The sequence below is a fragment of the Gracilimonas sp. genome (genome assembly GCF_035704785.1).
Lineage (GTDB): Bacteria > Bacteroidota > Rhodothermia > Balneolales > Balneolaceae > Gracilimonas.
Genome location: NZ_DASSWP010000153.1, coordinates 16,618 through 30,397, shown reverse-complemented (window position 1 = coordinate 30,397; position 13,780 = coordinate 16,618). Strand labels below are relative to the sequence as shown.

Here is a 13,780-nt window from a genome sequence, read left to right as displayed (position 1 = left end):
AACATAAACATGTGAGCAAGAATTATAGAACCAGCTCAAATATCTCCAGGCTAAGAACTCAATGGGAGTGAGCCCGTAATATTTAAAGTAGCTCGTAAAATGAGTGTGATAAGAACCAACTACCTGCACACTATTTCTTTGGGCCCATTTGAGTGCCTTATACCCCCCCCGGTCGGGTGTAGCTATATGCACAAGCGTTGGATCAAATTCTTCCAGTTCTCGTTCAGCCTCAATAGAAAGTCCCGTCGTTACTCTGTATTCTCCCCGGCCTGAAACCGGCATCCTCATAGAAGGTAGTTTTATCAATTTACCGTTGTGCTCAAGAGCAGGTTCTTTTATCGTCGGGGCAAAAACCAGTACCGGTATTCCCTGATCTTCTAAAAATCCAACTAATCGATTTAATGTGAGAGAAACTCCATCTTTGATATGATTATAATTGCCTGTAAAAAGGGCGACTCGTAATTCTTTCATAAAAATTTAAAAGCAGATGGCAGATTTGTATCTTGTATGTTCTGCGATGATCCTTACTATTATCTCTTTTTATTTCTAAATAATCTTCAAATATAAGGAAATTAATGAAAGCCTTTGTAACCGGAGGAACAGGTTTTATTGGAAGCCATTTGGCTGAAGCACTCATTGATTCAAATGAATACAGTGATGTGCGTTGCCTTGTGCGAACTTCCGAAAAATGGCTCAGCGGATTGAATTATAAAAAGATATCGGGAGACCTTAATGATTTAAAAGCATTAGCTAAGGGTTTAGACGGCGTGGATGTGCTTTTTCATGTTGCAGCCATAGTTAAGGCACCTTCAAAAAAAGAATTTACTCAGGCTAATGTTGATGCCACTGAAAATCTCGTGCGACTGGCTCAGAAAAAAGGCGTGAAAAACATCGTGATTCTTTCCTCCCTGGCAGCTGCCGGACCAAGCGATGGCTCTCCAAAAAAGGAAAGTGACAAGATGAACCCGGTAAGCATGTACGGTGAATCCAAAAAAGAAATGGAAGCCCGCGTTAAAGTTGCTGCCGATAAAAATGACAGTATAAAGATCATTCGCCCTCCTGCTGTTTACGGCCCACGCGAAGATCAGATCTATTCTTTTTTTAAATCGTGCTCTAAAGGTATTTGCCCTATCGTCGGAGACGGGAACAATCCCCGTGTTTCTCTGGTCTATGTAAGTGATCTAATTGATGGTATACTATTGGCGGCCAATAAAAAAGACCCCGGTGTTCATACATACTTTATTTCAGGAGAGGGAACACATTCCTGGAATGAGATAAGAGCTGTCACATCCAAGGTTTTGGGGAAAAAGACTATCCCTATTAAAATAAAACCTAAGTTAGTAAAGAAAGCCGCCGGTTTAATTGAAAACGTTGCATCATTATTCGGCATGTATCCCGTTATTAATAAAGAAAAAGCAAATGAGTTAATTTTAGAATGGACTTGTTCCTCCGAAAAAGCTGAAAAAGAATTAGATTACCGCTCTAAAATTTCTTTAGCTGAAGGAATCTCTCGAACCATACACTGGTATAAAATACATAATTGGTTAAAGTAATATGAATTTTCTCTCAAAGACCGCGCTCTTTTTAATGTCAATATTTCTATTTGGAACAGTGGCCAATGCCCAGGAAAAGCTGGTGCAGGATTATAGTCAGCTCATGGATATTCCTGATGTCATCGCGATGGAAGCTTCCCCAACTCATTTATATATTCTTTCTGAAGAGGAAGGCATGGCTGTTTTCCGGGCTTATCCTGATTCTCTTCAGTGGCTGTATACATCTACCGGAATGCAGCGCCGTGGATATAAAATAATGGGTGATATCCGTTTTGCCTATTTGTTTGGGGACTCCAGAAGACTAACCGTTCTTGAACCTACCTCTCCCCTCGGTGTTTATTCTGCCACCCTCCTTCCTGAGCAACCAAGAGCGGCCGCTCGTATCAATAACAACTTATACATTGCTTTAGGTGAAGAGGGACTTGGAATGGTGTCTTTAAGCACACCGGAGTCTGTGGATAGCGATGTTACAAAAATTGCTGAAGGAGAAATTGACCGCGCCTCTGTCCTCGATGTTCGCTCTACCGTTTTCAGCAATCAGCTTTTTGTGCTTACAGATGAACCTTCTCTTTTCGTTTTCACTCAGGAAGATTCAAACCTTAACCTATCACAAAAGATTTTTTTGAGAACACCTATTACCCATATTTTTATAGATGAGGAAAAGGTTTGGGGAAGTACCCGAAATGGTGAAATTTTTGAGATAAGATCTTCAGGAGTTGGTAAACGAATCGGTGTTACTAATGAACCTATTCAAAAAATCACCCAGTGGAATGAGAGGATCATAGCAAGAACCGTCTCCGGACGTATTTGGATCACTGACGAATCCGGCCTTTTAGGTTTATGGAAAGAAGATATAAATGCAGGCAATTATATTGCGAACAGCTCCGGACAGCTTTGGGTCGCGGAAAACGATAAGATTTCTACTGCTGTATTAAGAAAAGAATCTACCGGAATCGCTCAGACCTCCGGCTCTGAATTCAAGATCAAACCTATTCCAAATCAGGTGATCACCTATCCGAGTCCGCTGCTCATGGCAATTGAAATGGAAGGGAACTATCCTGCTGATGAGGTAGAATTTTCTTATCGTTCTAATGCTGAAAATGCTAAGATCAGAAAACAGGGTTTTTTCTGGCAGCCTACAATAAATCAGATCGGGAATTATTGGTTCAATATTGTGGCTACAAATACGGAAGGCAAATCAGATAGCATCCGTTTTGTAGTAGATGTCAGATCATTTAACTCCCCGCCCCGGTTCAGCCCTGTACGCACAACAAGTATTGGGGTGAATGAAGAATATGTTATTGAATTCAATGCCACCGATCCTGAGAACCCACGGAATTCATTGATCCGCTATATTGGCGTTGATATGCCCGATGGTGCCTCCATCAACGAAAAAACAGGGGAATTCACGTGGACCCCAACAGAACGACAGATTGGGGAATCTACCTTTAAGGTCATTGCTACTGATCATTTGGGAGCTGCTTCCTCAATGGATGTCACATTAAATGTATTGGACATCTCTCGTGGCAGTGGAGAATAATTTCATAATGAAAATCTTTTAAAAGCATTATCATTTTTGCAAAACTCTGATTTTTCGCACTATCTGTTAAGTTGGTATCAGCACCATAAACGGCAAATGCCTTGGCGGAACGAGCCTGATCCTTATAAAATCTGGGTTTCGGAGATCATGCTTCAGCAAACCCGGGTGGATCAAGCCACTCCATACTTCCGTAATTTCATTTCTCTTTTCCCGACCGTTTATGATCTGGCTAAGGCCGAACAACAGGAAGTTTTAAAAGCCTGGGAAGGCCTGGGATATTACAGCCGGGCTAGAAATCTTCATAATGCAGCTAAAGATGTTGTGAAAAATTATGATGGGAAGCTTCCCAAAAACTATGATGAGATCATCAAACTTAAAGGGATTGGGCCATACACAGCAGCAGCAGTTACAAGTATAGCTTTTAATAAACCTAATGCTGTAGTTGATGGCAATGTAATTCGAGTTCTGACCCGGTATTTTGGTATTGAAGAAGATACTCGCAGCAGCAAAACCCGAAACAAAATTCAGAACTTTGCTAATGAGTTAATTGACCGGGATCAGCCCGGAGATTTCAATCAGGCTCTTATGGAATTAGGTTCTGAAGTTTGTACACCTTCCAACCCTGATTGCGGAAATTGCCCCGTGCAGGCGGGATGCATTGCTGCAAAAATGGCAAAAACGGATAGCATTCCTTACAAATCCCCTGCCAAGAAAAAGCCACATCATGTTATAGGTGTCGGAATTATTGAGGGTGAGGACGGGAAACTACTCATTGCACTGCGACCTGAAGATGCCATGCTGGGAGGACTTTGGGAATTTCCCGGAGGCAAGAAAAAGGATGATGAAGCTATTCAACAAACGGTGGAGCGTGAGCTTAATGAGGAACTCGGTGTTGAAGTAAAAGCCTACAAAGAACTCATGAATTTAAAACATACCTATTCACATTTTTCCATTACCCTGCATGCGTGGTTCTGTAAGCTAATTTCCGGCGAACCGAAACCCAGATCCAGCCAGGAAATTCGTTGGATTGAAAGAAAAGACTTAGAACGATATCCTTTTCCAAAAGCTAATAAAGTACTTACTGAGCGATTGATTGAACAAGACAGGTAAGTGTTCTCTTATTTTGTTGCTTTACCCGCTATGTGTGGAATTACCGGTACAAAAATCGTTCTGTTTGAAAAAGCTACCTGATCTATCTTTGAAAAACCGGACTCCCGAATAGTCTTGCCTGTATCCCGGGTAATATGACAGCCATCAAAAAACCATTTCCAGGGTTTCTTAACAGATCTCTGAATACTGTATATCCAACCATTTGTATGATCTTTGACATGCTCTATATAAACAAACTCACCCCCGGGCTTAAGTATTCTGACGATCTCCGATATGGCCTTCACCGGATCATCAACAGAACAAAGAACAAGGCTGCCTAAAACCATCTCTGCAGAATTATCAGGAATATTCATTTCTTCTGCTCCTGAACTGTGAAGCTGTATGTTAATCTCATAGTTTTTTGCCCGTTGTTCTAACAACGGGTGCAATGCTTCATTAGGCTCTATTGCAATCACTTTAGTACCCGGGTTTAAGTATCTGAAATTAGCCCCATAACCGGCCCCTATTTCAACCACCGTTTCCGGATGATTTTTGAGCAACTCTTGTTTTCGTTCTCCATACTTTGAATGCATATATGCATCTATAAGTGCAAAGAACAAATAATTAATTTTTTGAATCAATTTGCCACATATTTGTTTGAATAAGTACGGATACAACTATTAGACATAAGCTGTTAACCAACTCTATCGTTCTTAATTTTTAGCAAAAAAACGTTCATTCAGTGCCAGCAAAGAGAAAGAAATTTAAAACCATTTCAAAGAAGCAAATTCTTCTGTTAAAGCCATACCTGGATAAACTTGTCCAGGACATTGAACAACCGGATTATATCAATAATGATCCTGTACAGTTCATGCACGCTTTTGAGGACAAAAATGACCGGGAATTAGCCGGTTTTTTTGCTGCTACCATGGCTTGGGGTCGACGTGATATTGTTAATGCTAAAGTAGAAGACCTGCTTCAGCGTATGGATCACCGGCCTTCAGAGTTCATAGTTAATTATACTGAAAGTGATGCTCCTAACTTCGAAGGATTTAAACACCGTACTTTTAAGCCCATAGACCTGCATTGGCTTACAAAGATCTTGAAAACCATTCTCTTAAAATTTCAAACTTTTGAGAGTTTTTGGGCTTACTGCTCAGAAAAAGCACAGAGAGAACGGAGGGAAATAGTTGGAGTATTTCATGAGCAATTCTTTTCATTTCATCCGGAAATGCCCCTTCGAACAAAAAAGCACGTTTCCAATCCTGAAAAAAACAGTTCTGCCAAACGGCTGTATATGTATTTAAGATGGTGCATCAGAAAAGGAAGTCCTGTTGACCCCGGAACTATGGACTTCATGTCACCGGCTGAATTGAAAATCCCACTTGATGTTCATGTCGCCCGCCAGGCACGCAAACTCGGACTCCTTTCCCGCAAACAAAACGATTGGAAAGCAGTTCTTGAGCTCACCAATAAAATGAAACTTCTTGATCCTAATGATCCTGCCAAATATGATTATGCCCTATTTGGCATCGGAATATTGGGTTCTGAGATTCCTGAGGAGATGATCATTAACAAACGGGTTGAATAATCCGTACAAACTCAGAGCGTAGGAGCGAGTTTAAGTAATCTGCTCTTACGAAGAGCCTAAGGAGCCCGTTTCTTATCAGATTAACTCTTTCCTGGTTTCACACGCTCTGCGTTGGAACCTATATTGACTGATGGTGTTTTATTTTAAATCAGCAAAAGAGTTTGTATATTGAAGGCTCCCAATTATGGGAAACAAAAATTAAACGAAAGGATGTGATACTTCATGTTAGGAGTCGAAGTAAAAGACAACGAAAGTGTTGATCGCGCAATAAACCGCTTCAAGAAACTGATAACCCGATCACGTGTTCTCAACGAATACAAAGATCGTCAACAGTATACGAAGCCTTCAGTTGAGCGACGCGAAGCTTTGAAAAAAGCCAAGCGAGAGCAACGACGTCGTGAACGCGACAACTTCTAAACGAAGTGTAACGAATTCGAGCCCTCCGGTTTTTACCCGAGGGCTTTTTTTATGGCTTCATGTAAATACCGAATACCATTTTTATTCTTGGAACCCGGCATCACTAATTCTTTATAGCCTAATTTTTTAGCCTCTTTCTCCCGCTGTTCTAAATGGGGAACAGTTCTCACCTCTCCCCCTAATCCAACTTCTCCAATAAATGCCATTTGTGAAGTGATCGGTTCATCAGTTAAACTGGAAACCAATGCACAGCAAACTCCAAGATCTCCGGCAGGATCATTCAATTTAAATCCACCCGCGATATTCAGATATACATCATGATTGGAAAAACTCTTCCCTACTCTTTTTTCTAAAACGGCCAACAATAAAGCCAACCTGTTTCGGTCAAAACCGTTTGCAGTACGTTGTGGCGAGCCATAAGAAGATGGAGTTACTAAAGCCTGAACCTCGATCAATAGCGGACGTGTGCCTTCCATAGTGCAAACAACGGCATTCCCACTTATACCTGCAGTTTTATCAGAAATAAACAGCTCAGATGGGTTTGAAACTTCAATAAGGCCATCTGATTTCATTTCAAACACCCCCACTTCCTGAGCTGCACCAAATCGATTTTTTAAACTCCTCAGCAAGCGATAGGTATATTGTTTATCTCCTTCAAACTGGAGTACCGTATCCACCATGTGTTCTAAAACACGCGGGCCGGCGATATCTCCTTCTTTGGTAACGTGGCCAATAACCAGCGTGGTTATATTTTTTTTCTTAGCGAGTTGCTGAAATAAGGCAGCACACTCCTTCACCTGCTGAATACTTCCCGGCATACTGGAAAGTTCCGTTCTATAAACCGTCTGAATGGAGTCTACAATAAGCAGATCGGGTTGCATTTTTTGTGCTTCAGCTATGATGCTGTCAACCTGAGTTTCGTTATAGATCAGAAGTTTATCAGATTCAACCCCAAGCCGGGCGGCACGTTGTTTTATTTGCCCCGCTGACTCCTCTCCGGCACAATATAGGATGGTAAGATCAGGATTAGCCTTCGCAATTTGAAGCGTCAGTGTACTTTTCCCTACTCCCGGTTCACCGCCAATTAACACATAAGACCCGGGGAGAAACCCACCGCCTAATACACGATCTAATTCAGAGATATTACTCTTGAAGCGACTTTTTTCAGATGTTTCTACATCTTGCAGTTTTTTGGGAGCAGATGACTCCAGTCCCTCTACTTTAGCTTTATGACCGGAACCGGATTTCTTGGAAATTGTTTTTTCTATAAATGTATTCCACTCTCCACAAGAGGGGCAGCTCCCATTCCATTTAGGTGAAATATATCCGCAATTGGAGCACTCATATTGAGTTTTTACTTTAGCCATCCTGATTCTGATCCTGATATTGTATTTCTACTACTTTTTGATTGATATACCACGTAGTAGCCATCATACCCAATCCAATACTGATGTAATAACTTATAACTCTCCACAGGAATACAGCCAGCCCGATGAAACCTTCACGGGCAATGAGAGGGCCTTGAAATAACACAAATAGTCCCTCAACTCCACCGCTCCCACCGGGTGTAGGAACTACCAGAAATGCCAGATTCATAGCTAAACTTCTAAGCAAGGATAGAATTTCAGGTGCCGGGAGTAAACTAAGTACAACTATAGTTGGTAGAGCGATCCTCATCAACCAAGACATGGTAGACAACGAAAATGCTTTTACCAAAAAGCTAAAAGGCTTCTTTCTAAGCTGATGTGCATATTCTTCAAGATTTTCAGCTTCCACTTCAATTTTGTCACTCACCTTGCGAAGGATCGGTAACTTAAATACTACTTTTACCACTTTCTTGATAGCTGCGGGGTTAACTAAAACACCGTATGCCAACAAACCTGCGTAACTCAGCAGCCCTACATAAAGTACTCCCATTGAAACATCACCAGCCAAACCTATTTCGGGCGGTACAACTTCATAGAATATACCTGCAAACAGTAAAATGGGAATAGCCATTGCAAACCAGATCTGATCAAGTAATACTCCATATAAAACAATAGCCCCGGCATCCCCTAATTTGAGTCCTTCTTTTGTCATTACATAGGTAGCCATTGGAGCCCCGCCAATTGTTGAAGGAGTAACAGCTGAAGTAAAATCCCAAGCTAATACAACTCTGATGGATGCCAACCAGCTTAGTTTTTGCTCAGACAAAAAACGAATCTTTGCTGCCGAAAACCAAACTCTCAGTAAGGATACCACTATCGCTATAACCAATCCCGGTAGTCGTTTTGGAGCCAAATGTTCTAAAACTCCCGGTGTATAGGTCCAATAAATAACCGCTGCCATCGTGGCCACACTCAGACCAATAGAAATGATCAGATATTTCCTCGAAAACAAAGATTGAGGCTGTTGTATATGTGCTTTTTCGGTGCTCAAATAATCAGGGCTAATCAGGCGGGCTTTAATAAAAAAGCCTTGCAGAAAAATCTGCAAGGCCATTTATAGTTTATACTTTTATGCAAGAGTTATCTTGTCATTCAGATACACATCCTGGATCATATTCAAAAGTTTAACTCCTTCTTTCAACGGGCGCTGAAATGCTTTTCGGCCACTTATAAGCCCCATTCCACCTGCACGCTTATTAATGATCGCTGTTTTTACAGCGTCAGCGAAGTCATTGGAACCAGAAGCGCCTCCCGAATTGATCAAACCGGCACGCCCCATAAAACAGTTCGCAACCTGGTAACGGGTAAGGTCAATTGGATGATCCGATGACAGTTTGGAGTAAATTCTTTCGTCGAGTTTTCCATAACTGGAATCACCGGTATTCAGTGCTTTATATCCACCGTTATTGGTTGGTTGCTTTTGCTTGATGATATCTGCACCAAGTGTGGTGCCGATGTGATTTGCTTGTCCGGTTAGGTCAGCTGAAGCATGATAATCAACACCATCAACTTTAAATGCACTGTTTCGGGTATAACACCAAAGAATAGTTGCCAAACCAAGTTCGTGAGCATAAGCGAAAGCTTGGGCTACTTCCTGAATTTGTCGGCTAGATTCTTCAGAACCGAAATAAATGGTAGCTCCAACCGCTGTCGCTCCCATATCAAAAGCCTGATCTATGGTGCCGAACATGATCTGATCGTAATTGTTCGGGTAGGTCAACAATTCATTATGGTTGATCTTAACAATGAAAGGAATCTTATGCGCATACTTTCTTGAAACAGAAGCAAGTGCTCCAAATGTTGAGGCCACACCGTTACAACCGGCTTCCATTGCTAAATTCACAATATGATCGGGATCAAAATAATCCGGGTTCTTAGCGAAAGAAGCTCCCGCTGAGTGCTCGATCCCCTGATCTACAGGCAGAATCGAAACATAACCGGTTCCGCCTAAACGACCGTTATTAAGTAATCTTTGGATATTTTGAAGTACGCGATTGTTCCGGTCAGAATGATACCAAACATCATCCACGTAATTACCGGAAGGCTTAATTAAATGATCGGTACTTATGGTTTTACATTTGTGCTCAAGAAGATCAGAAGCTTCATCTCCCAGTAGTTCCTCGATACTGTTAATTCCAAGTGACATAATTAATTTTTCCCGTTTAAATTTGTTTTCATGAGTGAGTAAGTAGGCAGAAAATATAAGCCTAAATGAGGGAAATGGCTAAAGAGAAGTTTTAGGAATTTAAAGGACTTGCTGAAGGTTCTCTCATTGACAGTAAAATATTTTTTAAAAATAATTCTTTTTTCATTGTAGACTGACGTTTTTTCAAACCGGTTTGTCATTTTGTAAATATCCGGCTTAAAAAATGTCAGATGAATACTGCTCCCAAATTTTTGGCACAAGATTTGTAATTATCTAATTGTCGAACACTAGTGTCGATTTTGGTTATACCCTATGATCTTTAAATCAAAACAATCATTTAAAAGGAGGACAAACCTATGTTGATGCGAACAAACACAAACACCCCAACTCTTTGGAATAACAACACAACAACTTCACCGCTCAAAATATCCAACTGGATAGATGACGTGTTTGAAGATGCACTGAGCTGGCCGAGAGCTAATACTTCAGGCTTTGTTCCGGAGTTAAATGTATATGAAACCGACAAAGAATTTGAAGTATCTGCAGCTCTTCCCGGAATGAGTAAAGACGACATTGAGATCAGCTTCAATTCCGGTGCACTTACCATCAGCGGTGAGCGAAAAATGAAGCAAGAAGAAAATGGCAGAAGATACCATCGTATCGAAAGTCGTTTTGGCAAGTTTAGCCGTTCATTGCCACTACCCGGCGATATGGTTGATCAGGAGAAAATAACTGCCAAATATGATAATGGTGTGCTTAACGTGACTATTCCTAAAGTGAAGGAAAAAGCCGCCAAAAAGATCAAAGTGTTGTAATTCATAGAATAAACACTCAGACAACATCAAGCCGCGGAGTATTTTCGCGGCTTTTTTTTATTAAGCTTTGGCTACTCAACAACAAATTCCTTTCGATATATCCAATCCCCAAACTCAGATTGATCCCCATTTGCTGCATTGGATGTTATATTAAAATAAATAGAGTCACTGACTGACATCGGGGCCCTCCAAATTACAGCCCAGCTATTCTTTCCATCTTTAGTGGGTTCTGTTCCTTTTACTGAGTGCTGAAGATATTCAATTGAATCAGGTACTAGTTTTGTGAACATCACACGTTCATTTTCCTTGATCTGGAATGATCCGGCTTGCCGGCCATTCTTAAATCTTGATGTCATCTGAAACCCGGATTTTCCCATATCAGGACGGGTAATAATGAGCTCAATTTCATAGGTTTTTCCTGCCTCGACAGACTCAGGTATACCCCGCACACTTAACTCGCCCTCCTTCCAATTCAGATCATAATCAAAATGACAGCTATGGCAAGTTTCCTCTCCGAAGCCGCCGGTAAAAGCACCAACTAAATGTTCCGGATACAACTTTTTCTGTGGTATATCCGCCGGTTCACCCATGGAAATAAAAAAACCGGCACTGAGGGTCAGCACCGGTATTAATACTAATTTTTGAACTGCACTTAGCATGTTAATCAAGTTGAGCACGGCCCAGGTAGTTAGTATCCGTGCCAAACCAAATGGAATTAGTTGATGCATCAAATACCATATGTCTCACAGTACCTCCTCCACTTGGTACAGCTTCTGAGGCTACAAATTCTTTGGCTTTGGTATCAAAGCCAACAAACATATTGGGATCTACCCCGGTTTCTACCAGCCAAACCCGGTCTTTATCATCCACGGTAACGGCGTAAGGTCGGGAATTTTCGCCGGAAGGCATTTCCCATTCATTAGCTTCGCCGTTAGCAGGATCATAACTTCCGATATAACCACGGGAATAGTCACCATACCATATCACCCCATCGGATGTTTGAGCAAGCCTTCGTGGTCGTGTTTCCTCACTAGGCAGTTCGATCTCCTTTAAATTCATGGTTTCTGGATCTACCGTAGCTAACTTGTTAGTGCCGAAAAGCACGATCCAGGGAGTTACCATATCTTTATCCATGATGATACCATATGGCCGGGCTCGCGGAGTAGGCACCTTAATAATTTTTTCTTCCTCGGTTTCCACATCAAAATAGCCAATTGAATTTGCGCCCTGACTGGTAAACCAGATATTACCGGACTCATCAAACGTCATCGTATGAGGATCCCGGGCACTATTGTCATCAGGCATCATATACTTAGTGATCTCTCCGGTTTCCGGATCTATTTTTCCGATATGGTTTGCCCTGTTCCCTGCATACCAGGGATTCCCCATATCATCTACCACAACCGTATGAGGTCCGGCTCCATCCTCCAGATCTATCTTTCTAAATTCCTCGGTTTCCGGATCGAATTCTGCCACATAGTGTGTTCTTTGTCCTACAAACCAAATATCTCCGTCAGGTGCTACATAAGGATCACGCGGGCGGCTCTCTTCCCAGGGCACTTCCCATTCCTGAATTTGAATATCAGCTTGCTGAATCACTCCATCGCTTGCTGCGAAAAATGTTATTGCTACCAATACCGACAGTACTATAGTTAGATATTTTCCCATAATCTTTCTCCCATAATTATTAGTTGATACTAAATAAACATAGAATTAAAGGAAAAATCCCAACTTCAATAAAAATTTTACAATCCCGATATTTGGAGCATCCTCTAAAAATCCTTGATAAAAGCTGTATCTTGGGTTTCAATTTTCATCTTTAAGATTGTTCAGCAGTAATGAACATAGATACTATTAAATTACCGAATCAGCCTCTGTTTTTAGCACCCATGGAGGATGTAACCGACTCCCCCTTTCGACAGATCTGTCGCAAAAAGGGTGCTGATATTGTCTTCACTGAATTTATCAGCTCTGAGGCTTTGATCCGCGATTCAGATATTGCCATGCATAAAATGGATTTTGATGAGATGGAACGCCCATTTGGGGTTCAAATTTTCGGCGGACGTGAAGAAGCCATGGAAGGTGCTGCAAAAGTAGCTGAAAGCAACAATCCCGATCTGGTAGATATCAATTTTGGATGCCCCGTTTATAAAGTGGTTAAAAAGGGCGCCGGAGCCGGATGTCTGAAAGATCTTAGCATGATGGAAAGAATGGCCGGCACCGTGGTTGATGCCGTAGAAAATAAACCTGTAACTGTAAAAACACGGCTTGGCTGGGATGACAGTACCATCAAAATACAGGAAGTTGCACTCATGCTTCAGAAACTTGGAGTAAAGGCGCTCACCGTTCATGCCCGTACCCGCGCCCAAAAATACAAAGGCGATGCGCGATGGGAATGGCTGAAAAAACTTAAAAACACTCCGGGCCTTGAAATACCTATCATTGGAAATGGGGATGTCACTTCACCCGAATTAGCCAAAAAGATGTTTGAAGAAACCGGAGTTGACGGAGTGATGATCGGACGCGGAGCCATCGGAAACCCCTGGATCTTTGAACGCACACGTCATTATCTCGAAACGGGTGAACTGCTGCCTGAACCTACGGTAAAAGAACGAATAGAACTGTGCGCCGAACAGCTTCGTTTATCTGTGAAACATCAGGGAGAACGATATGGGGTTATCATCATGAAAAAGCATTATGGACAATACCTGAAAGGAATTCGAAATGGCAAGAACCTCCGTATGGAATTGATGAAACATGATGAGATGAATCCGATCCTGGAACTGCTGCTCAACTTTGATGAGACGGAAGTACATGCGGTGGCTTAGAGTTATAGTGAAGAGTGATAAAGTATTCCTTAGCAATTTTTAGTCTATCATTGCCCACTTTACCATTTATCACTTTAGTACTGTTTGAATCTTTTAGAGCAGTAAGCCGTATTCAATCAAAACTAACAGAATATCATATTATGTTTGCACGATTGTCCCGACTCATTTCTTCTTTTCTCGGAGCATCTGCTATCGCAGCCGCTCCCCTAAAAGCTATCACAGGAATTGTGATAAGTCTGATCATTCCATATCTGCTATATGCCTTTCTTGGCGGCTTTGGAATTGCTCTTGCTTTGGTTGGTTTAATATGGGGAATTGTATGGCTCAGTAAGAAAAAATGATCACTGATCTTACTTTCTACATTAGTTCAGTAC

15 protein-coding genes are annotated in these 13,780 nt (G+C 41.5%); 8 read left to right on the top strand and 7 right to left on the bottom strand.

Annotated elements, in window-relative coordinates:
• On the bottom strand, positions 1–471 hold a 471-nt coding region (locus VFM80_RS09195; RefSeq protein WP_395071533.1), incomplete at its 3' end, for a glycosyltransferase.
• A gap of 104 nt (positions 472–575) precedes the next feature.
• Between VFM80_RS09195 and VFM80_RS09190 the strand changes: the two genes are divergently transcribed.
• The 3 genes from VFM80_RS09190 to mutY are packed head-to-tail and all read left to right on the top strand — an operon-like array spanning position 576 to position 4,203.
• Positions 576–1,553 carry an NAD-dependent epimerase/dehydratase family protein gene (locus VFM80_RS09190; protein ID WP_395071532.1) on the top strand — a complete coding sequence of 326 codons (978 nt, stop codon included), beginning with the start codon at positions 576–578 and terminating at the stop codon, positions 1,551–1,553.
• A 34-nt stretch (positions 1,554–1,587) separates the two neighbouring features.
• On the top strand, positions 1,588–3,093 hold the full coding sequence (locus tag VFM80_RS09185; protein ID WP_395071531.1) for an Ig domain-containing protein: 1,506 nt from the start codon (positions 1,588–1,590) through the stop codon (positions 3,091–3,093).
• Positions 3,094–3,129: 36 nt separating this feature from the next.
• Positions 3,130–4,203: an A/G-specific adenine glycosylase gene (gene mutY / locus VFM80_RS09180; protein ID WP_395071530.1), complete on the top strand. Its 1,074-nt coding sequence runs from the start codon at positions 3,130–3,132 to the stop codon at positions 4,201–4,203.
• 8 nt (positions 4,204–4,211) lie between these two features.
• On the opposite strand, the gene VFM80_RS09175 is transcribed toward mutY, so the two are convergent.
• The gene (locus tag VFM80_RS09175; protein ID WP_395071529.1) at positions 4,212–4,802 is read right to left on the bottom strand and encodes a class I SAM-dependent methyltransferase; all 591 of its coding nucleotides are present in this window, start codon (positions 4,800–4,802) and stop codon (positions 4,212–4,214) included.
• A 122-nt stretch (positions 4,803–4,924) separates the two neighbouring features.
• Between VFM80_RS09175 and VFM80_RS09170 the strand changes: the two genes are divergently transcribed.
• Both VFM80_RS09170 and rpsU read left to right on the top strand, forming a co-directional pair.
• Positions 4,925–5,773: a TIGR02757 family protein gene (locus tag VFM80_RS09170; protein ID WP_395071528.1), complete on the top strand. Its 849-nt coding sequence runs from the start codon at positions 4,925–4,927 to the stop codon at positions 5,771–5,773.
• Between the two features lie 222 nt (positions 5,774–5,995).
• Entirely contained in the window at positions 5,996–6,190 is a 195-nt protein-coding gene (gene rpsU, locus VFM80_RS09165; RefSeq protein ID WP_395071527.1) for a 30S ribosomal protein S21, read from the top strand.
• Positions 6,191–6,222: 32 nt separating this feature from the next.
• Here the strand turns inward: rpsU and radA are convergent, their stop codons facing one another.
• The 3 genes from radA to VFM80_RS09150 form a co-directional block, all read right to left on the bottom strand.
• A complete protein-coding gene (gene radA, locus VFM80_RS09160) occupies positions 6,223–7,557 on the bottom strand; it encodes a DNA repair protein RadA (protein ID WP_395071526.1) in 1,335 nt (444 codons plus the stop codon).
• The gene (locus tag VFM80_RS09155; protein ID WP_395071525.1) at positions 7,550–8,608 is read right to left on the bottom strand and encodes a lysylphosphatidylglycerol synthase transmembrane domain-containing protein; all 1,059 of its coding nucleotides are present in this window, start codon (positions 8,606–8,608) and stop codon (positions 7,550–7,552) included. Before VFM80_RS09155 ends, radA begins: the two co-directional genes overlap by 8 nt.
• A 78-nt stretch (positions 8,609–8,686) precedes the next feature.
• A complete protein-coding gene (locus VFM80_RS09150) occupies positions 8,687–9,763 on the bottom strand; it encodes a class I fructose-bisphosphate aldolase (protein WP_395071524.1) in 1,077 nt (358 codons plus the stop codon).
• A 362-nt stretch (positions 9,764–10,125) separates the two neighbouring features.
• Here VFM80_RS09150 and VFM80_RS09145 point away from each other — a divergent pair, with 362 nt between their 5' ends.
• Complete coding sequence (locus VFM80_RS09145; RefSeq protein WP_395071523.1) at positions 10,126–10,578, top strand: Hsp20/alpha crystallin family protein; 453 nt, start codon at positions 10,126–10,128, stop codon at positions 10,576–10,578.
• A gap of 71 nt (positions 10,579–10,649) precedes the next feature.
• Here VFM80_RS09145 and VFM80_RS09140 read toward each other — a convergent pair whose 3' ends face one another.
• A complete protein-coding gene (locus VFM80_RS09140; RefSeq protein WP_395071522.1) occupies positions 10,650–11,237 on the bottom strand; it encodes a choice-of-anchor V domain-containing protein in 588 nt (195 codons plus the stop codon).
• A gap of 1 nt (position 11,238) precedes the next feature.
• A complete protein-coding gene (locus VFM80_RS09135) occupies positions 11,239–12,246 on the bottom strand; it encodes a virginiamycin B lyase family protein (RefSeq protein ID WP_395071521.1) in 1,008 nt (335 codons plus the stop codon).
• Between the two features lie 170 nt (positions 12,247–12,416).
• Here VFM80_RS09135 and dusB point away from each other — a divergent pair, with 170 nt between their 5' ends.
• Both dusB and VFM80_RS09125 read left to right on the top strand, forming a co-directional pair.
• Positions 12,417–13,406 (top strand): tRNA dihydrouridine synthase DusB, encoded by a 990-nt coding sequence (gene dusB / locus VFM80_RS09130; RefSeq protein ID WP_395071520.1) that lies wholly within the window; start codon positions 12,417–12,419, stop codon positions 13,404–13,406.
• Between the two features lie 140 nt (positions 13,407–13,546).
• A complete protein-coding gene (locus VFM80_RS09125) occupies positions 13,547–13,747 on the top strand; it encodes a hypothetical protein (protein WP_395071519.1) in 201 nt (66 codons plus the stop codon).
• Positions 13,748–13,780: the final 33 nt, after the last annotated feature.

Bases quoted from the DNA above. Each gene is read 5' to 3' on its own strand.
- VFM80_RS09190 (WP_395071532.1), top strand. From the start codon at position 576: ATGAAAGCCTTTGTAACCGGAGGAACAGGTTTTATTGGAAGCCATTTG.
- VFM80_RS09185 (WP_395071531.1), top strand. From the start codon at position 1,588: ATGTCAATATTTCTATTTGGAACAGTGGCCAATGCCCAGGAAAAGCTG.
- rpsU (WP_395071527.1), top strand. From the start codon at position 5,996: ATGTTAGGAGTCGAAGTAAAAGACAACGAAAGTGTTGATCGCGCAATA.
- radA (WP_395071526.1), bottom strand. From the start codon at position 7,557: ATGGCTAAAGTAAAAACTCAATATGAGTGCTCCAATTGCGGATATATT.
- VFM80_RS09150 (WP_395071524.1), bottom strand. From the start codon at position 9,763: ATGTCACTTGGAATTAACAGTATCGAGGAACTACTGGGAGATGAAGCT.
- VFM80_RS09145 (WP_395071523.1), top strand. From the start codon at position 10,126: ATGCGAACAAACACAAACACCCCAACTCTTTGGAATAACAACACAACA.
- VFM80_RS09140 (WP_395071522.1), bottom strand. From the start codon at position 11,237: ATGCTAAGTGCAGTTCAAAAATTAGTATTAATACCGGTGCTGACCCTC.
- VFM80_RS09135 (WP_395071521.1), bottom strand. From the start codon at position 12,246: ATGGGAAAATATCTAACTATAGTACTGTCGGTATTGGTAGCAATAACA.
- dusB (WP_395071520.1), top strand. From the start codon at position 12,417: ATGAACATAGATACTATTAAATTACCGAATCAGCCTCTGTTTTTAGCA.
- VFM80_RS09125 (WP_395071519.1), top strand. From the start codon at position 13,547: ATGTTTGCACGATTGTCCCGACTCATTTCTTCTTTTCTCGGAGCATCT.